This is a genomic window from Acinetobacter sp. 797_lipA, from assembly GCF_058243025.1.
Window position 1 is genome coordinate 821,432 of record NZ_JBZAYQ010000001.1, and the last position, 23,693, is coordinate 845,124.

The 23,693-nt window shown below is 42.2% G+C and carries 20 protein-coding genes and 1 pseudogene; 8 read left to right on the plus strand and 13 right to left on the minus strand.

Going from position 1 to position 23,693, the window contains the following annotated elements; all coding sequences use genetic code 11:
* Window positions 1–38 precede the first annotated feature (38 nt).
* Window positions 39–800, plus strand: a complete 762-nt coding sequence (locus tag AC4CU2_RS03940; RefSeq protein ID WP_490768306.1) for a ferredoxin--NADP reductase — start codon at window positions 39–41, stop codon at window positions 798–800.
* A gap of 155 nt (window positions 801–955) precedes the next feature.
* Complete coding sequence (locus AC4CU2_RS03945) at window positions 956–1,978, plus strand: molecular chaperone DnaJ (protein WP_490768307.1); 1,023 nt, start codon at window positions 956–958, stop codon at window positions 1,976–1,978.
* Between the two features lie 128 nt (window positions 1,979–2,106).
* Here AC4CU2_RS03945 and AC4CU2_RS03950 read toward each other — a convergent pair whose 3' ends face one another.
* The 4 genes from AC4CU2_RS03950 to AC4CU2_RS03965 all read right to left on the minus strand — a co-directional run bounded on the left by AC4CU2_RS03950 (window position 2,107) and on the right by AC4CU2_RS03965 (window position 6,510).
* Window positions 2,107–2,538, minus strand: a complete 432-nt coding sequence (locus AC4CU2_RS03950) for a hypothetical protein (protein WP_490768308.1) — start codon at window positions 2,536–2,538, stop codon at window positions 2,107–2,109.
* A 78-nt stretch (window positions 2,539–2,616) separates the two neighbouring features.
* A protein-coding gene (locus tag AC4CU2_RS03955; RefSeq protein WP_490768309.1) for an IS5 family transposase occupies window positions 2,617–3,368 on the minus strand; the annotation gives its coding sequence in 2 pieces (ribosomal slippage) (window positions 2,617–3,032 and window positions 3,032–3,368; 753 coding nt in all).
* A 31-nt stretch (window positions 3,369–3,399) separates the two neighbouring features.
* Window positions 3,400–3,555: a hypothetical protein gene (locus AC4CU2_RS03960; protein ID WP_490768310.1), complete on the minus strand. Its 156-nt coding sequence runs from the start codon at window positions 3,553–3,555 to the stop codon at window positions 3,400–3,402.
* A 60-nt stretch (window positions 3,556–3,615) separates the two neighbouring features.
* Window positions 3,616–6,510, minus strand: coding sequence for a valine--tRNA ligase (locus AC4CU2_RS03965; RefSeq protein WP_490768311.1), 2,895 nt, complete (start codon window positions 6,508–6,510; stop codon window positions 3,616–3,618).
* A gap of 183 nt (window positions 6,511–6,693) precedes the next feature.
* Between AC4CU2_RS03965 and AC4CU2_RS03970 the strand changes: the two genes are divergently transcribed.
* Both AC4CU2_RS03970 and AC4CU2_RS03975 read left to right on the plus strand, forming a co-directional pair.
* On the plus strand, window positions 6,694–7,368 hold the full coding sequence (locus AC4CU2_RS03970) for a hypothetical protein (protein ID WP_490768312.1): 675 nt from the start codon (window positions 6,694–6,696) through the stop codon (window positions 7,366–7,368).
* A 12-nt stretch (window positions 7,369–7,380) separates the two neighbouring features.
* Window positions 7,381–8,187: an SDR family NAD(P)-dependent oxidoreductase gene (locus AC4CU2_RS03975; protein ID WP_490768313.1), complete on the plus strand. Its 807-nt coding sequence runs from the start codon at window positions 7,381–7,383 to the stop codon at window positions 8,185–8,187.
* A 94-nt stretch (window positions 8,188–8,281) separates the two neighbouring features.
* Here AC4CU2_RS03975 and AC4CU2_RS03980 read toward each other — a convergent pair.
* The 9 genes and pseudogenes from AC4CU2_RS03980 to sdsA all read right to left on the minus strand — a co-directional run bounded on the left by AC4CU2_RS03980 (window position 8,282) and on the right by sdsA (window position 20,141).
* Window positions 8,282–9,317: pseudogene (locus AC4CU2_RS03980) on the minus strand (agmatine deiminase family protein).
* Between the two features lie 180 nt (window positions 9,318–9,497).
* The gene (locus AC4CU2_RS03985; protein ID WP_490768314.1) at window positions 9,498–9,935 is read right to left on the minus strand and encodes a YbjQ family protein; all 438 of its coding nucleotides are present in this window, start codon (window positions 9,933–9,935) and stop codon (window positions 9,498–9,500) included.
* A gap of 3 nt (window positions 9,936–9,938) precedes the next feature.
* Window positions 9,939–10,295, minus strand: a complete 357-nt coding sequence (locus AC4CU2_RS03990; protein ID WP_490768315.1) for a YbjQ family protein — start codon at window positions 10,293–10,295, stop codon at window positions 9,939–9,941.
* Between the two features lie 103 nt (window positions 10,296–10,398).
* Entirely contained in the window at window positions 10,399–11,856 is a 1,458-nt protein-coding gene (gene adeK / locus AC4CU2_RS03995) for a multidrug efflux RND transporter AdeIJK outer membrane channel subunit AdeK (protein ID WP_151835891.1), read from the minus strand.
* Window positions 11,856–15,035, minus strand: coding sequence for a multidrug efflux RND transporter permease subunit AdeJ (gene adeJ, locus AC4CU2_RS04000; protein WP_490768316.1), 3,180 nt, complete (start codon window positions 15,033–15,035; stop codon window positions 11,856–11,858). The genes adeK and adeJ overlap by 1 nt, the downstream gene beginning before the upstream one ends.
* A gap of 12 nt (window positions 15,036–15,047) precedes the next feature.
* Window positions 15,048–16,292: an efflux RND transporter periplasmic adaptor subunit gene (locus AC4CU2_RS04005; RefSeq protein ID WP_490768317.1), complete on the minus strand. Its 1,245-nt coding sequence runs from the start codon at window positions 16,290–16,292 to the stop codon at window positions 15,048–15,050.
* Window positions 16,293–16,317: 25 nt separating this feature from the next.
* Entirely contained in the window at window positions 16,318–16,929 is a 612-nt protein-coding gene (locus AC4CU2_RS04010) for a phosphatase PAP2 family protein (protein WP_004695435.1), read from the minus strand.
* A gap of 146 nt (window positions 16,930–17,075) precedes the next feature.
* Window positions 17,076–19,130, minus strand: a complete 2,055-nt coding sequence (locus AC4CU2_RS04015; RefSeq protein ID WP_490769204.1) for a site-specific recombinase — start codon at window positions 19,128–19,130, stop codon at window positions 17,076–17,078.
* A gap of 33 nt (window positions 19,131–19,163) precedes the next feature.
* Entirely contained in the window at window positions 19,164–20,141 is a 978-nt protein-coding gene (sdsA, locus tag AC4CU2_RS04020; RefSeq protein WP_176538148.1) for an All-trans-nonaprenyl-diphosphate synthase, read from the minus strand.
* Between the two features lie 467 nt (window positions 20,142–20,608).
* On the opposite strand from sdsA, the gene rplU reads away from it, so the two are divergent.
* From rplU to lolA, 4 genes are all read left to right on the plus strand, one after another.
* Window positions 20,609–20,920: a 50S ribosomal protein L21 gene (rplU, locus tag AC4CU2_RS04025; RefSeq protein WP_004695441.1), complete on the plus strand. Its 312-nt coding sequence runs from the start codon at window positions 20,609–20,611 to the stop codon at window positions 20,918–20,920.
* A 19-nt stretch (window positions 20,921–20,939) separates the two neighbouring features.
* Window positions 20,940–21,194, plus strand: coding sequence for a 50S ribosomal protein L27 (gene rpmA, locus AC4CU2_RS04030; RefSeq protein ID WP_004695443.1), 255 nt, complete (start codon window positions 20,940–20,942; stop codon window positions 21,192–21,194).
* 343 nt (window positions 21,195–21,537) lie between these two features.
* Entirely contained in the window at window positions 21,538–22,671 is a 1,134-nt protein-coding gene (locus tag AC4CU2_RS04035) for a YadA-like family protein (protein ID WP_228276841.1), read from the plus strand.
* Between the two features lie 219 nt (window positions 22,672–22,890).
* The gene (lolA, locus tag AC4CU2_RS04040; RefSeq protein ID WP_010327331.1) at window positions 22,891–23,589 is read left to right on the plus strand and encodes an outer membrane lipoprotein periplasmic chaperone LolA; all 699 of its coding nucleotides are present in this window, start codon (window positions 22,891–22,893) and stop codon (window positions 23,587–23,589) included.
* Window positions 23,590–23,693: the final 104 nt, after the last annotated feature.

Consider the following 23,693-nt stretch of genomic DNA (forward strand, 5'->3'; position numbering starts at 1 on the left):
GCTAACATGAGCAACGTCTTTGATGCCACGCTGAAATCATGTCAATTGAAAAATTTAGCCTAGAAAAGGTTTTATCCGTACACCGTTGGACCAATACACTTTTTAGCTTCACCATGACGCGACCTGCACATTTTAAGTTTACCGCAGGACAATTTGCCCGTATTGGCATCAAAGTGGGTGATGAATTGGTGGTTCGAGCGTATTCGGTGGTGTCTTCTCCTTTTGATGAAACTTTAGAGTTTTTCTCGATTGTGGTGCCTGAAGGTGCATTTACCTCAAATTTACAACATTTAAAAGTTAATGATGAGATCTACCTCGAAAAGATCCCGTATGGCTTTTTGACTTTGGCGCGTTATCAATTGCCACTACCAAAAGACTTATGGTTGCTGGGCACAGGGACAGGGCTGGCACCTTTTATTTCGATGTTGCAAGACTTTGAGACGTGGTCGAAGTACGAGAGCATTACACTGGTCTATAGCGTACGTACAGCCTCTGAATTGGCGTATGCAACACGTATTCAAGAAATTGCAGAGACTTTTGGTGAAGGGCATACAGGCTTTAAATTTGTGCCGATTATTACTCGTGATCCGCATGCCTCACTGCATGACCGCTTACCGGTTTTGATTGAAAATGGTGAGCTTGAAAAAGCAGTTGGTTTGAGTCTCAACCCAGAAACCAGCCATGTGATGCTGTGTGGTAACCCGCAAATGGTCGAAGATACCAAAGAGGCATTAAAAGCACGTGGCCTGACCATGAACCGCCGTGGTGAAGGAAATATTGCGGTCGAAAACTATTGGTAAAGCTATTTATCTAAATAAAATGCTCATCGAATGATGGGCTTTTTTTATTTAAAATTTGAATCACTCAGATTTTAAAATTGGCTTAAAAAGAGAGATCACTGCTTGTGCGCTCAGATCGCGCTATAATTTCTCTTTTGTACTGGGTTGGATGGGTTATGTCTTCAGCGTTAAAAACGACGGCTCAGTCAGAGGCCCAACTCAGTCCGCAGCAGAAAAAATTAAATCGTTTAATTGAGCGCATTGAACAACAAAAACAAGAACTGGCGGCATGGAAAAATGCGCAATCTGAGATTCAAAATTATACGCGCAGCAAGCTTTTACCTGTGTATAGCGAGTTACACACGGTTCTATTTACACAGCTCGATACCCTGTGGAATCACTTGGCCAGCGATGCCTTTAGCAAAGCAGATTTGGTGCAGATTGACACCAAAATAGCCGCTTTAGCCAAAATACTAAAAAAATCTCAGATGCTGACTTCCGCGCAGAAAGAGCAGGTAGAGAAAATTGATACTTTCTATATGCAGCATGCAGAGCATATACGCGCGAAGAAAACCAAAGCAAACTCAATACAAAGTCATAACCTTGCTGAAACGGTAGAACAAAACGTGGATGCGGACTGGGAAAATTATGAATACGATTCTGCCCAATATGAAGCAGAACGAGAACGTGCCAAGCAGTTAAAACAACAAGAAAAGCATGAGCAGGCCGTCAAAATGGCAGCGCAGTCACTGAAAACCGTGTTTTTAAAAATTACCGCGATGATTCACCCTGACCGTGAGCCTAATGAAGCGAAGAAATTAGATAAGACTGAACTTTTACAGAAGGTAAATGAAGCTTATGCAGAGCAGGATTTATTTTATTTATTGAAGCTTCAGTTACAGCTAGAAACCAATAAAGGCTTAGGCTCAAAAGTTTTAAGTTCGGAACAAGTGAAGTTTTATCAGTTGTCTTTGGAAACACAGAGTCAGAACTTGCAAAGCCTGTTAGAAAAGATCTTTGCGTCTTTTCACTTGAGTAGCCATATTAATACCAAACAGCTCAAAATGAGTGATGTGTATAAGGTGATAGATAAGGATGCTGCTGAGTTAAAACAGCAGTTGAAGTGGGAAAAAGAATGTTTAAAGCTTATGAAAAAGGTGAGTGGGGTAGAGATGTTGTTGGGGCATGGGGTGTTGTAACCTCTCCCCTTGCGCAGCAGCGCTGCTCATCTCCTAAAAGGAGAGGGAACATCCATTGTTAAATTCATGCGTAATCTTTAGGTCAGATGATGCTCCCTTTCCCTATGTAATAGGGGGATGAGGAAAAATTATTCAAGATTAAACGATGAATCTAAACCTATTAGTGTGTGGTCATTAATAAAAATCTGTAGCTCACCAGATTTTTCATTTTTAATAATGTTATATATATTGTCAACTGAACTGATATAGTCATCACATGGATTATAGTTTCGCCCAATATAAATCACTAATAAGGACTCTGATAGATAAACAGTTTCTTCAAGAAAGCAGTTATATGCATCTTCAAAAATTTTATGGATTGCTAATTTGATGCTTTCCTCATCAGATAAAGGGATGATCGATGAAACTTGCATAATACCTTGTGTATAACGTTTACCTGATACTTTACACAATATTTTTTCTAATTTTCTAAAAATAAATGGTCTATTAAAATCTTCATTAATCATAATAGAAAAAATTATATCTTTTATAAAAAATTTAAAAATGCAATCAAAAGGCATTAGTGAAGTATGTCTTAAAAATTTAAAATCCTCTAAGTTTTTTTGATCAATTAGATATCTATTAGGGTCTGTTGAGAATTACCGAGAGTTAATTAAACTCGCGCACAATTGAATCATGGCTTCAAAACTCGTATCTGTTTTACAACTACGCATCGCTATACGTTTAAATTCTTTTAACTTACAGAAATAGTTTTCAATGAGATGACGCCATTTATACATAATCGTATCAAATGCTCTCATTACTTTTCGATTAGATTTAGGTGGGATCACCACTTTCACTTTACGTTCATTGAGTTCTTGGATGAGCCAATCTGCATCAAATGCTTTATCAGCCAGTAATGCTTGAAAATCAACATCTTCAATTAAAGGTTTGGTTTCTACTAAATCGTGATATTGACCAGGCATTAATCGAAATTTAATAAGGTTGCCTAGACTATCCACTAAGACAAGAATTTTACAGGTCATTCCACCTCGAGATTTACCTATAGACTGTTTGAAAGTCCCCCTTTTGCACCTTGCCCATGTCGATGAACTTTAACAATCGTTCCATCAATCATGGCGTATTCCAAATCAACATCTTCATTTACAGATGCAAAAATAGTTTCAAATACACCAGCTTTCACCCAATCACGGTATCTTTTAAAGACGGTATTCCATTTACCAAAATGAGGAGGTAGATCACGCCATGGACTGCCTGTACGGGCAATCCATAGGACTGCTTCTAAAAATAATCGATTATCTTTTCCACTACGACCTCGATCGGTCACTTTACCTAGGCAAAAAGGTTCCATTTTTGCCCATTGGGCATCAGTAAGTATGTATCTATCCATAGTACTATTATAAATTAATCAGTAGCCTTTGTTAATTCTCAACAAGCCCTAGTTCATCACTATGAATATCAAATTTAATTTCTGCATACCCAAATCCTTTTGAATACTTACCTATAAAGTTCACTGTAAAGAATAAAAGTATTCCTAATAAAAATAAAAAAATATGATGTCCAATTATTGGATACATAAAAAAATCCCCTTCAAATTTGAAGAGGATTCTAGATTAAATAGTAGTCAAATTACAGCATTATAGCGCTGCAATCTGTTCCATATTCGCTTTAATCTTCACTAACTGGTCAGCAAATTCAGCAAGTTTTACTTTTTCGCCTTCAACTACAGCCGCAGGTGCTTTCGCGACAAAACCTTCATTAGAAAGTTTGCCTGCAATGACGTCATGCTGTTTTTGCACTTTGTCTAAGTCTTTTTGTAAACGACCTAATTCCGCTTTCGGGTCAATTAAACCTTTTATAGGAACAAAGACAGAGGCATGACCCACTACAGAAGAAGAAGACAATGGCGGTTGTTCGCCGTCAGCCAAGAACGTAATGCTTTCTACTTTTGCCAATGCTTTAAACAAGGCTTCAATACGTGTGATCTGTGCTTTTTCAGCTTCAGTCGTGTTTTGTAGCAATACTGGTAATAAACGCGCATTACCTAAGCCCATTTCACCACGAATGTTACGTACCGCACCAATCAAACCTTGAAGCCATTGCATATCGGCTTCAGCCTGTTCATTTACACGCTCAGGGTTGGCAACTGGGTATTGTGCCAACATAATGGTTTCGCCAGAAATACCGAGTTTAGGTGCAAGTGTCTGCCAAATTTCTTCAGTCAAATACGGCATCAACGGATGTGCAAGACGTAAAGATGCTTCCATTACCGCTAGGAGTACACGACGAACTTCAGCTTTACGCTCAACCGATACATTTTCATCATTCAGAACAGGTTTGGTCAGTTCGACATACCAGTCACAGTATTCATTCCAAATGAACTCGTAAATTGCTTGTGCAGCCAAGTCTAAACGGTAAGTGGCAAAGGCTTGTTGTACCGCAGCTTCTGCTTTTTGCAGACGGCTCACGATCCACTGTTCAGGCAATTCCCAAAGGTCTTGACGAGCTTCGCTACCAATTTCTTGATTTTCACAGTTCATCATCACGAAACGGGTTGCGTTCCAGATTTTGTTGGCAAAGTTACGGTAGCCTTCAACACGCTTCATGTCGAACTTAATGTCACGACCCGTGTTCGCAAGTGCACAGAAGGTGAAACGAACCGCATCGGTACCATAGGCTTGAATGCCTTCTGGGAATTCTTTACGGGTTGATTTTTCAATCTTCGCCGCTTGTTTCGGGTTCATTAGACCTGTAGTACGTTTTTGTACCAAAGTCTCAAGGTCAACACCGTCAATGAGGTCTAAAGGATCAAGCACGTTGCCCTTAGACTTCGACATTTTTTGACCTTCGCCATCACGTACCAAACCATGTACATACACCGTTTTAAACGGCACTTGTGGCGTACCATCTTCATTTTTCATGAAGTGCATGGTCAGCATGATCATACGCGCCACCCAGAAGAAGATGATGTCAAAACCAGTGACCAATACATCTGTTGGATGGAAGGTGTTTAAGAAGTAGTTGGTTTTGTCGTTTTCAGCATCGCCTGTCCAGCCTAAAGTTGAGAATGTCCACAGACCTGATGAGAACCATGTATCGAGTACGTCTTCGTCTTGGTTCAATTCAACGTTAGCGGGGATGTTGTTTTTCGCACGAACTTCTTCTTCGTCACGACCAACGAATACGTTACCTTCAGCATCGTACCAAGCAGGAATACGATGCCCCCACCACAATTGACGTGAAATACACCAATCTTGAATGTTGTTCATCCACGCCATGTACATATTGCTGTATTGCTCAGGCACGAACTTGATGCGACCATCTTTCACTGCTTCAATGGCAGGTTGAGCAAGTGGCGCAATTTTTACATACCATTGGTCTGTGAGTAGAGGTTCAACAATCACGCCTGAACGGTCACCGCGAGGTGGTTTCAACGTGTACGGTTGGATTTGGTCTAACCAGCCTTCGGCTTCAGCTTGTTCAACTAACTTTTTACGTGCTTCAAAACGCTCTAAACCAATGTAGTCTGCAGGTGCAGGAATAGTTTTAGAAATTTGTTCGCCCGCTTTCGCGATGTATTCAAATTCAGCCAACACTTCCGCATTTTTGTTGAAGATGTTGATGATTGGCAATTCGCAGCGTTTACCCACTTCATAGTCATTGAAGTCATGCGCAGGGGTGATTTTCACACAACCTGTACCGAATTCTTTGTCTACATATTCGTCTTTAACGATTGGAACTGCCCGGCCTGTAATCGGTAGGATGATGTTTTTACCTACTAGATCAGTATAACGTTCATCATCAAGCGCAACAGCAACAGCAGTATCACCCAATAATGTTTCAGGACGAGTCGTCGCTACAACGATGTGATCTTTACCATCGTGAGTGCGTAGTGATTTATCTTCAAAGAAATATTTGAAGTGCCAGAGTGAACCTGCTTCTTCTTTATCCGACTCAACTTCGAGGTCAGAAAGGGCAGTTTGCAGTTTTGGATCCCAGTTTACCAAACGTTTACCGCGGTAAATTAAGCCATCTTCATGCAGTTTTACGAAGACTTCTTTGACTGCATTGGATAAACCTTCATCCATGGTGAAGCGTTCACGCGACCAGTCTACTGAAGAACCTAAACGACGAATTTGACGTGTAATCGTACCGCCTGATTGTTCTTTCCATTCCCAGACTTTTTCGATGAATTTTTCACGACCAAGGTCATGACGGCTGACACCTTGAGCACCCAACTGACGTTCAACCACCATTTGCGTTGCAATACCCGCGTGGTCTGTACCTGGTTGCCATAAGGTATTTTTACCAGACATCCGGTTGTAGCGTGTTAAGGCATCCATAATGGCATTGTTAAAACCATGACCCATGTGCAAGCTACCGGTGACGTTTGGTGGCGGAATCATGATACAAAATGACTCACCTTTTTCAGAGGGCTTGAAATAGCCGCGCTCTTCCCAAGTTTGGTACCATTTTTTCTCGATCTCGGTCGGATCGTAAGTTGTAGCAATATTTTGCGCTGAATCAGTCATAGTTCAAACAGTTCAAAAGTAGATAAAAAATTGCATCTATTGTAGCAAAGAAATGGCAAATGGGGGCATGTAAAGCAAATGCGTTGATCTAGCAATTGCGACATGAAGCAGAGCGCTTTATGATGTGTCTAAACCTAGAGTGCGCAGTGTTCGCAGTAAAAATCAAAAAAAGGGGGGATCACTATGACTTATCAAATATCATTAAAATTAAAACCTGAAACTCACCAACGCTTTGCCCACATTCATCAACAGCTTAATGCCGGCGAAAGCCAAAGTCTTGCCAAACCTTTGGGTGAGGTTTTAGCGGATATTTCATGTGAAGTGATTGATCAAGTCTTTGGTGATCTTGCACGCTTGTCTACTTCTGGCGATGGGGAGTCTGAAAAAATTATTCAGCACATTGTAGACACTATACGTAAGTACATGCCGTGGTCCGTGTCGTTTTTTTCAAATGACCGTCTAATTCCAATGGTGAATTATCTAGAGCAAATGATGTATGACAACGAGAGCACACATTTTTTAAGCTACCCAGTCGAAAAAACTTTAGTCACCGAACTTTTGGGTTGTGCGGAACAGATGGAAAAGGGCAATAACAGTTATGTTGCTCCAGCTTTGAAGGTGTTTACGCAAATTGTCGATCTAGGGGTGACCAGTCTGGTCCGTGAACCCAAAAAAATGCTTAAATTTAATCTGGTGGTCGATAAAACACTAAATGGGGTGATTAACTTGACGACCCAATTGGGCTATAAACGTTTTGATAAATTAGGGCGTATCTATGATGCGCAGATGATGAGTCAATATTTTGATCATTTCCTGACTTTTTTAAATGATCAATCTGCAAATAAAACTTCGGTATGAGGCAATAAGGACATGGCACAGTTAAATAGTTTAGACGCTAAAGTGGTGTGGATTACGGGGGCATCTTCAGGGTTAGGTGAGGCACTGGCTAAAGAATGTGCTTTACAAGGGGCAGAGGTGGTACTCACGGCAAGACGGTTTGACGAACTCGAAAAAGTTCGTGTCGGGCTGCTGAATCCGGATCAACACATTTCCATTTGTGCCGACATTACCGACGAAGCTCAAGTCCGTCATGCCTATGAGCAAGTGCTACAGAAAAAAGGTCGAATTGATTGGCTGATTAATAATGCGGGTTTAAGCCAGCGTACCTTGATTGCTGACACCAGCATGCAGACTGAACGTGCGATTATGGAAGTGGATTATTTCTCACAAGTGTTTTTAACCAAAACTGTTCTACCAACATTTTTAGCGCAAAAATCAGGTCGTATTGCCTTTGTTTCGAGTGTTGCGGGACTATTGGGGACGCAGTACCGTGCCAGCTATTCAGCAGCCAAGGCTGCCATTCATATGTGGGCAAATAGCCTGCGTGCCGAAGTGGCCAATGAGGGCGTAGATGTATCTGTGATTTTCCCGGGCTTTGTTAAAACCAATGTTTCGTTTAATGCTTTAAATGGCGAGGGTAAACCACAGGGTCATCAAGACGAAGCGATTGAAAATGGTCTAGAACCCGATATTTTTGCGCAAACGGTGGTGAGTGCTTTGCTTAAAGGTGAAGAATACATTGTAGTCGGTGGACGGAAGGAGAAAATGGGGGTTCTGGTGTCTCGTTTATCGCCTACAACGTTGTATAAAATGATTCGTAAGATGAAAGTGAAGTAAATTTAAAAAGGCAGGAGGAACGTCACTTCCACCTGCCTTTTTGGGGATGTTGTTCCCATATTCCCTATACTTTGATAGGGGAGATAGAGTTGTACTACTTACTGATTTTATTTAAATAGTTTAAAAACAATTCCGCATTTTTCCCACGCACTTGCCAAGACAAACAGCGCACACCGCCGCCCATATGACAGACATTAGAAGACTGTATTGGGACAAGAGTACGTTTGGTTACGCTACGAATTTGTTGTAAAGCGACAGTATCCTCTTTAATCCCAAATTGCGGGAAGTAAATCCGTTCAGGCGTCACCAGCATATTGGTGTATAGGCCACATGCAGAACCAAATTTTTCATCGTAGATTTCGCTGCCATCATAAGGGGTGATGATTTCACGAATTTTAACATTGGGAATGCCGCGCTTTAAATCGGCTTTGAGTTGCTTGGCATAGTCGGGATCTTCAGGGTAAGAGTTAATCACCAAGGTGTTTTGATCGACAAAGCTGACCACACCATCGGCATGTTCCAAGCCACCTTGTTCATCGGCTTCAATGAATGCAATCTGCTTTGCACCTGTTAAAGCCATTAATTTTTTGCGGGCTTCGCTTTCGGTGAGCTTGTTATCCGCTAGAAATTTGGTGCTGAGGACGACATTACCATAACCATCTTCCACCCAGTTTCCGCCATCATTCAACAGTTTGCTTTGCGTAAACTGTAAGCCAGCCTTTTGGCTGTAGTATTTAAATTCGTCTTGCACTTCATCTGAAATGGCCTGACCTTTTTTAGCGCCACCTTGTCCTGCCGCCGTGTAGCGGAACATGAGGGGTTGAGCTGGATTAGCCCTGGTGAAGTCGCGCATCCAAATGTCATGCATCGGTGCGATTGCCACATGCTTTTTGCCCAAGGCTTTGACATAGTCGGGGTAGAGGTGTTTGTCCGTCAGGACAACGACATTGTCTCCGTTTTTAATAATTTTTTTTGCATAATCGACGTGAAAATCAAAAATATCATCAATCATTTTTGCATAGTAAGCATCATTACTTTGAGGGGGATGCCAGTACAATTAATTCAGCTTTGGCTACAAGTGGAATCATGCTGAGTACAGCCATACTTATTTTTAGTGCTAAAGATTTCATTATCTGTGACCTATTTACAGTGTAGGTAATGTCCATTTTTATTGTGTTCAGTGTAGAGAATTATGCTCTAGTGAGCAATCTACCAACCGAATGTACGATAGAAGGTGAGCGAGCATGAGCTATTTTGAACGCTCATGCTGTTTGAGTTTAGTGAATGGATGATTGGTCAATAGTCGCTGTTTAAGGATTTTGAATGGCAGTCCCATAAGCAAAGACTTCAACCATACCGCCTTGCATGCCCATTTCTGTGGTCGCCAGTCGCATACAAGCAATATGCGTTGCGCCGTGTTTTTCTGCTTTAAGTTTGAGTCGGACAATGGCTTCACGACGGGCACGATCGACAACACTTTCATAGCTGGTGAGTCTACCCCCAAAAAAGTTTTGCACGGTCGCCAGTACATATTTGAAATAATCATGAGAAATCACAACATTGCTGCTGATCATGTGCCCAGACTGCTCGAAGCTTACTTTGCGTAAATTACCCACGGTAATATAGGCAAGACGCTTCTCATTCTGTTCAAGCTCTGCCAAATGTTTCCGTTCATTGTAGCGACCAAAGCCAAAACCGACGCTAAAGAGCACCGCAAAGATCAGCAGTTGGAAAACTAAACTTTCCATCGCTTAGGCCTGTGTTGGAAATGGATCGGGGAGATGGTTATCTAACGGTATGACATGGACCGCAGTGCCATAAACAAATAACTCAGATGCACCTTGGGCAATATTAGAAGTTGAAAAACGAATACCCACAATGGCATTGGCTCCTAAGCCTTGCGCTTTTGCAATCATACGATTCATGGCTTCTTGGCGGGATTCTTCTAAAAGCTCGGTATAGGCAGTGAGTTCACCACCGACAATATTTTTTAACCCTGCCAAAAAGTCGCGCCCGACATGTTTACTTCGAACCGTACTGCCATAGACCACATCCAGTTGTTGAGAAATGGTATGTCCAGGAACAGACTCAAGGTTACTTAAAAGCATAATGTTCAATATTCAAATGATTTGATTATCTTTGAAGATAGGAAAAACCCCAGCAAAAAGCAATAAAAAAGCCCACCGAAGTGAGCTTTTGCTGTTGCAAACCTTAGTTTGCTGTTTTGTTGTATTTCACATCTGAAGAAGAAGGCTGTTTCACCACTTGATCAGCAGTGTTGGCTTTAACGCCGCCACCGAGGGTTTTATACACTTCAACTTGGTTGTTTAAGTTTGCTTGTTCAAGCAATAACAACCCTTGTTCCGCCGAGTACGATGTACGCTGTGCATCAAGTACGGTGAGGTAGTTATCAATACCTGCACGGAAGCGAGCAGTTGAAAGCTTATAGGTGGTGTTGGTTGCATCTACTAGACGACGTTGCGCCGCCAAACGGTCACCAATATTTTCACGTACTGCCAAGGCATCATTCACTTCGCGGAAGGCTGTTTGAATGGTTTTTTCATAATCTGACAACGCAATTTTTTGGTCAGTTTCTGAAATCTTCACATTGGCACGACGTGTGCCCCAGTCAAAGATTGGAATATCCAAGCTTGGGCCAAGTGACCATACAAAGGCACCTGATTTAAATAAATCGCTTAAATCTGTCGATGCATAACCTGCCGTACCCGTTAAGCTGATAGTTGGGTACAACTGTGCTTTTGCCGCACCAATGTTGGCACCCGCAGCAGACAATTGATATTCCGCAGCACGGACATCAGGACGGTTATTTAACAAGTCGCTTGGCAAGCCCGCTGTCAATGCCGTACTTTGGGTAATGCGTTTCACAGGTTGAGGAGACAATAAGTTTGCAGGAACAGGCTGACCCACCAACAGGTTGAGCAAGTTCTGAGCTTGTGCAAGTTGAGTCTTGTAGTTCGCAACGTCATTACGCGCAGTTTCAACCGAAATTTGCGCTTGACGTACAGGGACTTCGCTGTCGATACCCACATCAAAACGTTTTTTGTTCAGATTGTACGACTCAAGCTGTGCTTTTAAGGTTTGGTCTGCCAGTTTTAAGTTGGCATTGGCAAACGAATAGCTCAGCCATGCTTGCGCAACCTGACCAATCAACGAAATTTGTGTTGCATCACGTGCACTTTGAGTCGCTAAATAGCTGTCTAAAGCATTGTCTTTTAAGCTACGAACACGACCCCAAAAGTCTAACTCATACGCAGTTACGCCAAGGCCAACATTATAGGTTGTCATGGGTTTGTTGCTGCTGAGTGTATCTTGGCGAAGAACACTACCACTTGCACCAATGGTTGGTAGTTGGTTGTTTTCGCTAATTTGATACGCTTGCTGAGCACGTTGAATATTTAAAGTCGCCGTACGGAGGTCACGGTTATTGGCTAGTGCTAACTCGATGACTTGGACTAAACGCTGATCAGCAAAAAAGTCTTTATAGCCTTGTTCTGCAACAGATGGACCTGTCGTTGAACCAATATATCCTGTTGGGATATCCGCTTGAGCGACGGGTTCTGGACCACGCATGCTTTGACATGCAGTCAAAGCAAGCGCAAGTGCAGATACCGCAATGCTACGACCTGAAATAGACCATACTTTTTGCATCACGATGTTTGCTCCTGATTATTTTGTTTCTTAGGTTTGTATTTGAAAATACTACGAATCCAAACAAAGAATACTGGAATGAAGAAAATACCCAACAGTGTAGAACTAATTACACCACCAAGGACACCAAAGCCTACCGAGTGTTGACTACCTGCACCAGCGCCTGTTGAAAGGGCAAGCGGAAGGACACCAAAACCGAAAGCAAGGGTGGTCATGATAATTGGGCGTAAACGCATTTTTGCAGCATGAAGGGTTGCATCAAACAAGTCTTCGCCTTGTTCTTGCAACTCTTTTGCAAACTCTACGATCAAGATCGCATTTTTCGCAGAAAGACCAATCACGGCAACAATCGCAACTTGGAAGTAGATGTTGAACGATAAGTTTGGATCGCCCTTAATGATCATACCTAACCATGTCAGTGCAAATGCACCAAGAATACCGAGTGGTACAACTAGCAATACTGAAACAGGGATAGACCAACTTTCATACAATGCGGCAAGACATAAGAAGACGATAAGCATTGAAAGAACAAGCAGCGGAGCTGTTTGATTGCCCGAATCACGTTCTTCTAAAGATAAGCCTGTCCATTCATAGTCGAAACCTTGTAAGCCCATAGACGGTAACTTACCAATAATTTCTTCCATCGCGAGCATTGCATCACCCGAACTTACGCCCGGTGCTGGAGTACCTTGAATGTTTACAGAAGATACACCGTTATAACGCTCTAGACGTGGTGAACCATAAGTCCATTCGCCTGTTGCAAATGCTGAGAATGGAACCATTGTGCCGCTACTATTACGTACATACCACTTGTTCAAGTCTTCAGGCATCATACGTGCATTTGCTTCGCCTTGCACATAGACTTTTTTCACACGACCACGGTCTACGAAGTCATTAATATATGAACCACCCCAAGCCATGCTCATGGTTGTATTGATATCCGCAATACTCACACCCATTGCACCCGCTTGCGCTTGATCAATGTTGATTTGGTACTGAGGTGTATCTTCTTGACCATTAGGACGGACGCCTGCAAGACGTTTGTCTTGTGCAGCCATACCTAAAATAGCATTACGTGCAGCAATCAATTTCTCATGACCTTGACCACTTGCATCTTTCAACTGGATGTTAAAACCAGCAGATACACCTAATTCAGGCATTGCAGGTAACTGTAATGGCATGATGTAAGAGGCGTCTTTCACGATCATATTCAATGCCATACCACGTTGGATGATGGCACCAATTTGCGACTCAGGTGTCGTACGCTCACTCCAGTCCTTCAGCTTGATAAAGGCAAGACCTGCGTTTTGACCAACACCTGTGAATGAGAAACCAGAAACAGTAAAGATGGACTCTACATGTTCTTTTTCTTTATTCATGAAATAGTCTGTCATTGTGGTGATGACTTTATCGGTACGTTCAAGGCTTGCACTTGGTGGAAGCTGAACTAAAGTCATGACGACGCCTTGGTCTTCGTCAGGCAAGAATGAGGATGGTAAAGCTTTATATAGGCCAACTAAGCCTGCAATCACCAGTAAATAAACCACACCAGAAAATACTTTATGATGGGTCATACGGTTGACACCACCTTGGTATTTTACGGATAGCTTTTCAAAGCTGCTGTTAAACCAACGGAAGAAACGCGCAAAAATATTATTACTTTCTGCTTTATTCGGATCGTGTTGTTTTAACAAGGTTGCACACAGGGCAGGGGTGAATGTTAATGCCACGATCAGTGACAAAATCATTGCGGTAACTAGCGTAATCGAGAACTGACGGTAAATAACACCGGTTGTACCTGCAAAGAATGCCATCGGTACGAATACCGCAGTTAATACACTGGTAATACCGACCAAGGCACCAGAAATCTGTTGCATTGATTTTTCGGTCGCAGCTACAGGGTCGAGGTGTTCTTCTTGCATTACCCGTTCGACGTTTTCCACCACAACAATCGCATCATCGACCAGAAGACCAATCGCTAAGACCATCGCAAACATAGTGAGCGTGTTGATTGAGAAACCGAAGATGTTAATGACAGCAAATGTGCCCAATACAACCACTGGAACAGCCAATGTTGGGATAATCGTGGCACGCCAGTTCTGTAAGAATAAGAACATGACAATGAACACCAACACGACAGCTTCAATCAACGTGTGTACAACACTTTCAATCGACAGCTTAATAAACGGTGTAGTGTCATAAGCCAGTTGATCTTTTAAACCATTTGGGTAGTTTTTACGAAGTTCACTGAGGCGCTTTTCTACAGCCGCTGCTGTATCTAGTGCATTTGCACCAGTTGCAAGTTTAATCGCAACACCGCCAGCAGCCTTACCATTAAATTTAGAGTCGAACTGATAGTTATCTGACCCGAGTTCAACACGCGCAACATCACCTAAGCGAACTTGAGCACCAGAAGATGTATTTTTTAGAAAAATATTTCTAAATTGTTCAGGGGTTTGCAACATGCTTTGAGCATTCACTGTTGCGTTCAGCACTTGACCTTGCACAGATGGTGCACCGCCTAACTGACCTACAGCCACTTGAGCGTTTTGAGCACGAATTGCAGCAGCAATGTCACTTGGTGTCACTTGCAAACTGTTCATTTTCGCTGGATCTAGCCAAATACGCATCGCATATTGACCACCAAAGACTTGAAGTTCACCAACACCTGCAACACGGCTAAGTGGTTCAGAAATGTTTGAGTTTACATAGTCATTAATGTCCGCCCCAGAAAGACTTCCATCTGGAGAGTAAAATGCAAGAACTTGCATAAAGCTCGCACCAGACTTGGTGACTTTTAGACCTTGACGTTGTACATCTTCAGGTAAAAGCGCCGTTGCCGATTGTAGTTTATTCTGTACTTGAACTTGAGCAATATCAGGATCGATGCCTTGTTCAAAGTTTAAGTTAATAGACGCTTGACCGTTACCCGCACTGTTAGATGAAATGTAACGTAAACCATCTAAACCATTCATTTGTTGTTCAATGATCTGAGTGACTGTGTTTTCAACAGTCTGTGCAGAAGCACCCGGATAAGTTGCAGAGATTGTCACCGAGGGCGGTGAAATCGTCGGATATTGGGCAACCGGCATTTTTGTCAGCGTGATAATACCCGCCAACATAATCACCAGTGCAATCACCCACGCAAAAATGGGGCGATGAATAAAAAATTGAGCCATTCAGTCTACCCCTTATGCGTTTGAAGTAGCTTTTTGTTCAGTTTTTGCACCAGCTTCTGTCTTTTTAGCATCCGTTGTTGGAGCTTGAGGTGCTGCTGCTTTAGGTTGATACGGTTTCGCAACAACTTTCTGTTCAGCTTTAACTTTCGCTATTCCGTCAACAATAACTTTTTCACCTGTTTTAAGGCCTTCAGTCACAATCCAGTCTTGGCCTTGAATACCAACTGTGGTGATTTGACGAGCCTCTACTACACCTTTGTCATTCACAATCATTGCCATCGCTTGACCTGTTGGTGTGCGAGTCACCGCAATTTGCGGCACTAACATCGCATTCGGGATTACGCCTTGAACGATTTGTGCATTGGCAAACATACCAGGAAGCAACAAGTGATTCGGGTTCGGGAACACCGCACGAATCGTCACTGTCCCTGTATCTGGGTTGACACTGGCATCAGAGAACGCTAAGCGGCCTTCGATTGGATAGTCACTGCCATCTTCAAGTTTCAGTTTCACACGGGTGTTGTTACTGCTGTCTAAGCTACCTTTACTCAATTGTTGACGTAAACGAAGAAGTTCAGAACTAGATTGGTTGATATCAACATAGATTGGGTCTAAACGTTGAATTGTCACCAATGGCTCTGTTTGGTTTGCAGTCACCAAAGCACCCGCAGTAACTGTAGAGCGGTTGGTTTGACCTGAAATTGGTGAGCGTATGGTTGAATAACCTAAGTCCACTTCAGCATTTTTAACTTGAGCACGTGCTGCGGCCACTTGTGCCTCAGCAACCTTTACTTGACCCACTAAGTCGTCATAGTCCTGTTTCGCAACAGCGTTGCTTGAAACCAGTTGCTGATAACGATTTAGTTTGGTTCTGAGTGTGCTTAAATTCGCTTCTTGTTGTAATAATGCTGCTTTGGCATTATCAAATGTTGCGCGGTTGGAACGAGCATCAAGTTCATAAAGTGCTTGACCTTCACGTACATAACTGCCTTCCGCAAACAAACGTTTTAGAATGATTCCACTCGTTTGTGGGCGAACTTCAGAGATTTCAAATGCCGTGGTTCTGCCAGATAACTCTACAGATTGTTCTACATTTTGTGGTTGTGCAACAATGACACCGACTTCAGTAGGTGGCATTTGTTGAGAAGCGCCAGCTTGCTGCGCATCCTTTGGATCTTTGCTACAACCAACAAGTGCAATACTCGTTGCTAATGCGCAAGCGGTAAGGGCTGGGGCCCAAAGCTTTGCCGACATCATAGTTCCACCTCGATTAGATTCTTATCTAAAAATAATGTGTATTTAATTGGGTATATCTGCCGCACAAGATGTAAAGCAGTGAAATCCAGATAATACTAATGCTCCAACCTGCGAGAACGTCGGATGGGAAATGTACTCCAAGATAGACTCTTGAAATTCCCATCATCAGCATCCATAAAAGAGCAATGGATACAACATGACGATGTGCAGAAAATGGTCGACTTAAGAAAATGGCAAGACACGCCAAAGTGGCAGCATACATACTGTGCGCACTCGGAAAGGAAGCACCATAGCTCGTCACTAGGTGAAACATTTCTGGTGGGCGTGGTCTCGAAATTAGAAATTTAAGTAGCCAAGCAGAAGCAATACTTCCAACAACGCCTAAACCAATAAAAACAACATCTCTATACTTTTTATACCATGCACGATGGAAACACCATAGAGTGGTTAGAAATAATACAAACGGCATGCCGCCGAGTGCTGATAAAAGTATTGCAAGCTTATCTATAGGTTCAGTTCTTAATGTGCTGAAATATTCGACCATCGCCAGATCTAAATCTGTAAGTGGTTGAATGCTTAGAACTAATGCACTGATTATAAATAAAATAATACCGATAAAAAGCAACAAGTAAGGCATGCTGGAACTCGTGTCATTTCAACCGATTTAAGCGCGGTTATTTACTGGGTTAAAGTGTACTCATCAGTACACTTTAATTCAAGTGTTGATTAATCATGTATAAAATTTTGTTTACAGTGTAACAAGAGCTCAAAATCAGTACAAAATCATTTTGGATGGTGTTTTGTACTGTTTGAACTTTCTTCAACTTCAAGTGGGACTTTCGGGGGCCAAAAGAAATCACTAGGGCGAGTCAGAAAATGGGTGAGGACCAATTTTGCTAAAGGTTTCCATTGTTCAAATCGAACTCGACGTGCACGTAAAGCCACAATAATCGTGAGGGTAAAACTGACAAATAAGTTCGTTAGACCAATAGCGAGCACTCCGAGGAACGATACAATAATCAAGCCAATCTCAGGACTACCATTAATATTCATCAGGCCTTGAATGAAGTTTGCTGAAGCAAAGGCAATATGGCGAATATCTAGGGGTAAACCCAAAATATAACCAATGGTTCCCATACTTCCTAACATAATCCCGAACAGAAAATTACCCGCCAACGCACCTAAGTTGCGTTCTATATAGCCTGCAAATTTATCGAGTCGTTCTTGCCCCATGATGGTTTTGAGACGAGGGTGTGCTTTTAAGCGAGGGCCAACTTTGCGATAAACCGCCATATTGTCAAAATAACCCGCCAAAAGTCCCGATAAAAACAAACAGACACCCGCAATGGCGGCGTGCGGAATGGCCAAAGAGGTAAAAGGGTTTAAGTCATGTAAGACTTTCGCCGCTTTTGCATGGTTGAGTAGTGGTTCATGCATGCCAGTTGCCCATGCCCATGTAATAAAGGCGGCAACAGGGATGGCAATTGAGATATTGCCCAAAATAGCAATAAATTGGGTGCGAATAATATTAATAATCAGCGCTGCTAATTCAGCAATTTGCGCAGTTTTTGAACCTTTGCGCTGTTGTACGGTTGCCGCGAGTGCCGCCGCTGTCATTGCTGGTTGCTTTGTTGCCACAGTAAAGTGCAACACATGAATCAACATAAACCCCAATGAGTAATTCATGCTGTAAACAAAGGCTTGCATGAGCGGCGCCATGATCATTCGTGCCGACAAGGTTTTGAGCGTTGCCATAATGGCAATAATAACTCCTGCACCCGCTGCGGACTTATACATGGCTAAAAAGCCTTGTTTGTCTGTACTTACATAGTGTTCCCCGGTTTTACTGGCATTTTCAGTTACCTGTAACGCAATTAGTTCACTATTGGTAGTGAGTAGAGAGCGTACGCTGCGTTCGCTATAAATCGCAGCGGTAATATCGACCAAGAGCATACTCACCGCTTCATAGTGTACTTCGCCTTCTTCTACAATTAAATTGAGCAATAGTTCGACACGGTCTAAGCATTGCTCAAGTAAGGAAATCAGATAGGTTAAACTGACACTGACTCCAATACGTCTAGTCGCACGACGAATTTTCAATACCACATCACGACACTGCTCAATCATGACCAGTGCTTGAGAAGCGTCGGGTGGGGCAACCACACTCGAGGTTTCTGCGTCTTGATGTGCCTTTTTATACTGTTGAATGAACTCGATAATTTCGCGGTTCTGCACTAAAAAAGGCGATTCATATTCGGTCAGCTCAGGATGCGCATTAATAAACTCTGGATATAAACCAATACCACTTATCCGATAAGACAACACCGTAATGGCTTTAATCACTTCACTGCGAATTTTGACTTTTTCTTTTTGATTGGCATGCCCGTGATTGAGCAGGTTCAGCAGTTGTAGCCAGTCACTGTCTCGGATGTTATCGAGCCAATATTTGTCACTTCGGTTGGGAAAAACGCGACGGACTAAATCTTGTAGTTGAGTTTCGTCATTAATGAGCGGGAGAAAATGTGCCCCTAAACGCTGCGACAATTGATTCCAAAACCCATCTAAAGACAAGATACCTGTATCGGCATAAAGACTGGTTTGTTTATATTGGGAAATAAGCCGCAGCACAAAGCTTTGTAAGGTTGATGCGGCATCGGGAGTGATGAGTAATGCTTGAATGAGCGCTTGAAATTTTTGGTGGATTTCATCGGTTTGATACGCATCTATTGGACGAATACGCTCCACCAACTCAATTAAAAGTTGATCATTTAAAACAGCTTGAGGTTGCTCAAGCTGTTGCTGCATTTGAGAGAAAAGATCATTAAATTTTATATGCATAGGCAAGTTAAAAACATTTTAAAGCATCATTTGTTATTGAATTCGATGTAAAGCCAGTTGGGTTAAATTGACCAGTGCTTGACGATATTGGCTGTCAGGTAAAGCCTGTAATGCTTGAAGTGCGGCTTCGGTTTCTTCATGCGCCCGTTGTCGGCAGTAATCTAGTGCGCCAGAACTGTTTACGATAGCAATGACTTGATCAAGATCTGCCGTTCCACCTGTCGCAATACTTCGACGAACAATGTTATGTTCTTCACCCGTTGTATTTTTCAATGCTGAGATTAACGGCAAAGTCGGTTTACCTTCCATTAAATCATCGCCAATATTTTTACCTAATGTTTCAGCATCTGAGGTGTAATCTAAAATATCATCAATGATTTGAAAGGCATTGCCAAAGTGGCCTGCAAATAAACGTAGTGGTTCACGGTACTGCGGTGTCCCAGAAAGAATGGCAGCCCCTTCAGTTGCCAGTTCAAATAAACGTGACGTTTTACCGTGAATAATATCTAAATAAGTTTGTTCTGTGGTTTCAGGTTGGTGCTGTGCTTGAAGTTGTAGCACTTCACCTTCGGCAATTTCACAAGTCCCTGTAGAAAAATCTTTGAGTAAGGTCATATCACCGAGATCGACCAACAAATCAAAGGCGCGTGAAATTAGAAAGTCACCCACCAGTACTGCGGTCTGATTGTTCCAAGTTGCATTGGCCGTTGGGCGACCACGACGTAAGCCAGATTCATCGACCACATCATCATGGACTAAAGTTGCGGTATGCAGCATTTCAATGATGGCAGCAAGTTTACGCTGGCGTTCCAGATCTTCTGCACCACAGGCTTTGGCAGCCAATAAACACATAATGGGACGCATGCGTTTACCACCTGCTTCAACCACATGTTTACTCACCGCCATGACCAATGCCACTTTAGAGGTAATGCCTTCATTAATAAATGTGTCCATCGTGGCAAAGTCTTGAGCTACAGGGGCGAGAATATCTTGCTTAAAGTCGATGGTCATTTGAAGAGCGGCCTCATCTATATAAAGTGATAAAAATCAGCATTACCAGTATTGTGTAAATAGGGATACCTGTCTAAATGATTCATTTCAATCATAAATAAGACTCGCTAGTGTGCGAGGCTGTATTTTACGAAAGACAGTTCCTTATTTCCCCAATGTATAAGCGTACTGCATTTGTAGGCTTATTTACATTTTTAAAATCAATTCATCCATACTATAGCGGATTGATTTTAAAAATCTATTTCATTGTAAGCAAAGTCAAGCCAGAGTTGAACTGTAATTTGTTGATTGAGTTTTTCTCGATTATTAAATAATCGTTAATTTAGTCTAATAAGTTCGGCAAATCTCTTGTTGTTTGAGTCAATATCACTTAAAATCCTTGCCCTTGATTAACCCCAGTGGCGTTCGTATTAAGATCGATATCTTCCTTTATCGGCACGACGACACGGGCATGTTTGGAGTACATTATGTACGCAGTAATCCAAAGCGGTGGTAAACAGCACCGTGTTGTAGAGGGTGAAACCCTTAAAGTTGAATTGTTGAAAGCTGAAACTGGCGCAACTATTACGTTTGATGACGTATTAATGCTAGTAAATGGTGACAGCATTCAAATCGGTGCTCCAGTTGTTGCTGGCGCTACTGTAACTGCTGAAGTAGTTAGCCATGGTCGTCACGACAAAATCCGTATTGTAAAAATGCGTCGTCGTAAACACTACCGTAAACAACAAGGTCACCGTCAATGGTTCACTGAGTTGAAAATTACAGCTATTTCAGGCTAATCACGAGGAGTAATGAGACATGGCAACTAAAAAAGCCGGTGGTTCGACTAAGAACGGTCGTGATTCGAACCCTAAAATGCTTGGTGTTAAAATTTACGGTGGTCAATCTGTGACTGCTGGTAACATCATCGTTCGTCAACGTGGTACAGAATTCCACGCAGGTCAAAACGTTGGTATGGGCCGTGACCATACTTTGTTTGCAACCGCTGACGGCGTAGTAAAATTCGAAGTGAAAGGTCAGTTTGGCCGTCGCTACGTAACTGTTGAAGCGTAAGTTTTAATAGTAAGAAAAACCCACATTTTGTGGGTTTTTTTTCGTCTATTCATATGGTTAGCTTATTTTTCTTGTGTTTTTATATTTTGAAATAAAGCACTAAATACCAATAAATAGTGATGTGCATCACAAAAAATAGGTGTGTAATAAAGAAACAAAATTAAAAGAAAGGCAGACGGATATGAATAAAATAGATACAAATGTCTTGGGTAATCCAGACAGCTAGATAATGAAAGTCTCTGGTCAGAACTTAAAACAAGAACATACTCATATTAGTACTGCAGTTTCTGCTGCAATGAATCTACAAACACTTAAGCCAAACCATTGTCTACAAAGGTTTGCTATGAACGTGCTTGTTTTAAGTGCGATTTTAATGACAGCGAATACAAATGTTTTTGCAGGTTCGTGTAATTCTAATCAAGACACAGGTAGTTGTCCTGGAAGTGGAATACCAGGACCAGCAGGACCTGCAGGAGCTGATGGTGAGGATGGGTTGAGTGCATATGAAATTGCGGTCAATACAATGAGTTATAATCCTGATCCAAATAAAACTGATCTCGAAAATGAAACAGCTTGGATAGAGAGTCTTCAGGGTGCCACTGGAGCACAAGGTGAACAAGGTCTCCAAGGTTTACAGGGTGAGCAAGGTATCCAAGGTGTGAAAGGTGATACTGGAGCAACGGGTGCTACAGGAGCCAAAGGTGATAAGGGAGACAAGGGCGACAAAGGTGATACTGGAGCAACAGGTGCAACTGGAGCGCAAGGTGAACAAGGTTTACAAGGTGTGAAAGGAGATACTGGAGCACAAGGTGAACAAGGCCTCCAAGGCTTACAGGGTGAGCAAGGTATCCAAGGTGTGCAAGGTGAAACGGGAGCGACAGGATATAATGCTTATCAAGTTGCGCAAGTTAATGGTTTTGACGGTAGCATCACTGAATGGCTCGCGAGCTTAAAAGGCGATATGGGTAATACAGGGATGACAGGTGCAACAGGTTTTAGTGCTTATGATGTTGCAGTTGGTAATGGCTTTGAGGGTAGCATTACTCAATGGTTGGCCAGCCTTAAAGGTACAAATGGCACCAATGGGATCTCTAAAGAAGTGATGGATGCTGCTGATACCTACATCTTGAATGAAGCAAAAACCTATGTGAACCAAGTTGGGCAACAAACTCTCAACCAAGCAAATGCTTATACCGATAGCCGTGTAAATGCCTTGAACAGAGACATGCGAAAACTTGAAGATCGAACCTATGCAGCAGTAGCATCAAGTATCGCAATAGCATCTTTACCGCAACCGACAGATGCTGGCTACAATATGTTTAGTGCTGGTGTGGGTACATGGGAAGGTGAGCAAGGTTATGCTTTTGGTCTCAGTGGTGTGACTGAAAGTAACAAATATGTATACAAAGTAGCTGTGACAACCAATAGTGAAGGTGATTTCGGTGCAGGTGCGGCAATTGGTTGGCAATGGAAATGACAGTGATACCTCTTAACCTCAGTTAGAAAGCCTCTGCACATTTAGAGGCTTTTCTATATCTAAAGAGCACATCTGATCTTCATCATGATGGATATTTCACAACATTAAGCACCAATAAATATACAAATCTTCTTATATTCTCAATTATTAGCCATAAAATTTGATTTAAGATAGCTCATCTAACAAATTGCGACTGCGCAAATTATAAAAGGTGAGATTATGAAAATGCTTCGTAAGACTTTATGTGCAATGACAGTAGGTGTAGTAACACTTGGCCCTGTTATGAGCAGTACAGTATTTGCAGCTCCGGTTGCAGCATCGGAGCAACAGGCGACGACGAGTTTAGTGAAACAGTTGAGTGGTATTCAAAGTATCAGTTCTAACTTTGAGCAAACCACCAAAGTCACAAATTCATCTAAAGCACCGAAGAAACAAGGTTTATCTGCTCAGCATATGAATCAGACCTTTAAAGGGGTGATGAAAGTTGAGCGTCCAGGAAAATTCTATTGGGAAACCACAAGCCCTGCGAAGCAAACTATTGTAACTTCGGGCAAAACGGTATGGATTTATGATCCAGACTTACAGCAAGCGGTTCGTCAGACTTTAGATGAACAGGTGGCGAATACCCCTGCACTATTATTGTCAGGGAATACGGAACAGATTCGTAAGTCATACCGTATTACGCAACCAAATCAGAGCAAAACTTACTATACCCTGTACCCAAAAAGCGATGATGGTGCGTTTCAAAGTTTAACGATCAGTTTTGGTGCGAAAAATGCGCCAACGCTAATGATCTTAGAAGATTCTTTGGGACAAACAACCTATGTGCGTTTTAATAACACTAAGGTAAATACCAATATTCCAGCTTCAACCTTTAATTTTACTCCGCCTAAAGGCACAGACATTATTGACCAATAAAATGAGTCTGTTGTTTAAAACCACCTTCGGGTGGTTTTTTATTGGATCAAGTCCAGTTACATAACGTGGTGGGAAGTTATGGCTGTGCTTTGTATAGTCTGTGC

Coding starts and splice junctions, on each gene's coding strand:
- AC4CU2_RS04010 (WP_004695435.1), bottom strand. CDS start 16,929: ATGCCTTACTTGTTGCTTTTTATCGGTATTATTTTATTTATAATCAGT.
- AC4CU2_RS03960 (WP_490768310.1), bottom strand. CDS start 3,555: ATGTATCCAATAATTGGACATCATATTTTTTTATTTTTATTAGGAATA.
- sdsA (WP_176538148.1), bottom strand. CDS start 20,141: ATGACCATCGACTTTAAGCAAGATATTCTCGCCCCTGTAGCTCAAGAC.
- AC4CU2_RS03965 (WP_490768311.1), bottom strand. CDS start 6,510: ATGACTGATTCAGCGCAAAATATTGCTACAACTTACGATCCGACCGAG.
- AC4CU2_RS03940 (WP_490768306.1), top strand. CDS start 39: ATGTCAATTGAAAAATTTAGCCTAGAAAAGGTTTTATCCGTACACCGT.
- adeK (WP_151835891.1), bottom strand. CDS start 11,856: ATGCAAAAAGTATGGTCTATTTCAGGTCGTAGCATTGCGGTATCTGCA.
- AC4CU2_RS04035 (WP_228276841.1), top strand. CDS start 21,538: ATGAACGTGCTTGTTTTAAGTGCGATTTTAATGACAGCGAATACAAAT.
- adeJ (WP_490768316.1), bottom strand. CDS start 15,035: ATGGCTCAATTTTTTATTCATCGCCCCATTTTTGCGTGGGTGATTGCA.
- lolA (WP_010327331.1), top strand. CDS start 22,891: ATGAAAATGCTTCGTAAGACTTTATGTGCAATGACAGTAGGTGTAGTA.
- rpmA (WP_004695443.1), top strand. CDS start 20,940: ATGGCAACTAAAAAAGCCGGTGGTTCGACTAAGAACGGTCGTGATTCG.
- rplU (WP_004695441.1), top strand. CDS start 20,609: ATGTACGCAGTAATCCAAAGCGGTGGTAAACAGCACCGTGTTGTAGAG.
- AC4CU2_RS03970 (WP_490768312.1), top strand. CDS start 6,694: ATGACTTATCAAATATCATTAAAATTAAAACCTGAAACTCACCAACGC.
- AC4CU2_RS03950 (WP_490768308.1), bottom strand. CDS start 2,538: ATGCCTTTTGATTGCATTTTTAAATTTTTTATAAAAGATATAATTTTT.
- AC4CU2_RS04015 (WP_490769204.1), bottom strand. CDS start 19,130: ATGCATATAAAATTTAATGATCTTTTCTCTCAAATGCAGCAACAGCTT.
- AC4CU2_RS03945 (WP_490768307.1), top strand. CDS start 956: ATGTCTTCAGCGTTAAAAACGACGGCTCAGTCAGAGGCCCAACTCAGT.
- AC4CU2_RS03985 (WP_490768314.1), bottom strand. CDS start 9,935: ATGGAAAGTTTAGTTTTCCAACTGCTGATCTTTGCGGTGCTCTTTAGC.
- AC4CU2_RS03975 (WP_490768313.1), top strand. CDS start 7,381: ATGGCACAGTTAAATAGTTTAGACGCTAAAGTGGTGTGGATTACGGGG.
- AC4CU2_RS03990 (WP_490768315.1), bottom strand. CDS start 10,295: ATGCTTTTAAGTAACCTTGAGTCTGTTCCTGGACATACCATTTCTCAA.
- AC4CU2_RS04005 (WP_490768317.1), bottom strand. CDS start 16,292: ATGATGTCGGCAAAGCTTTGGGCCCCAGCCCTTACCGCTTGCGCATTA.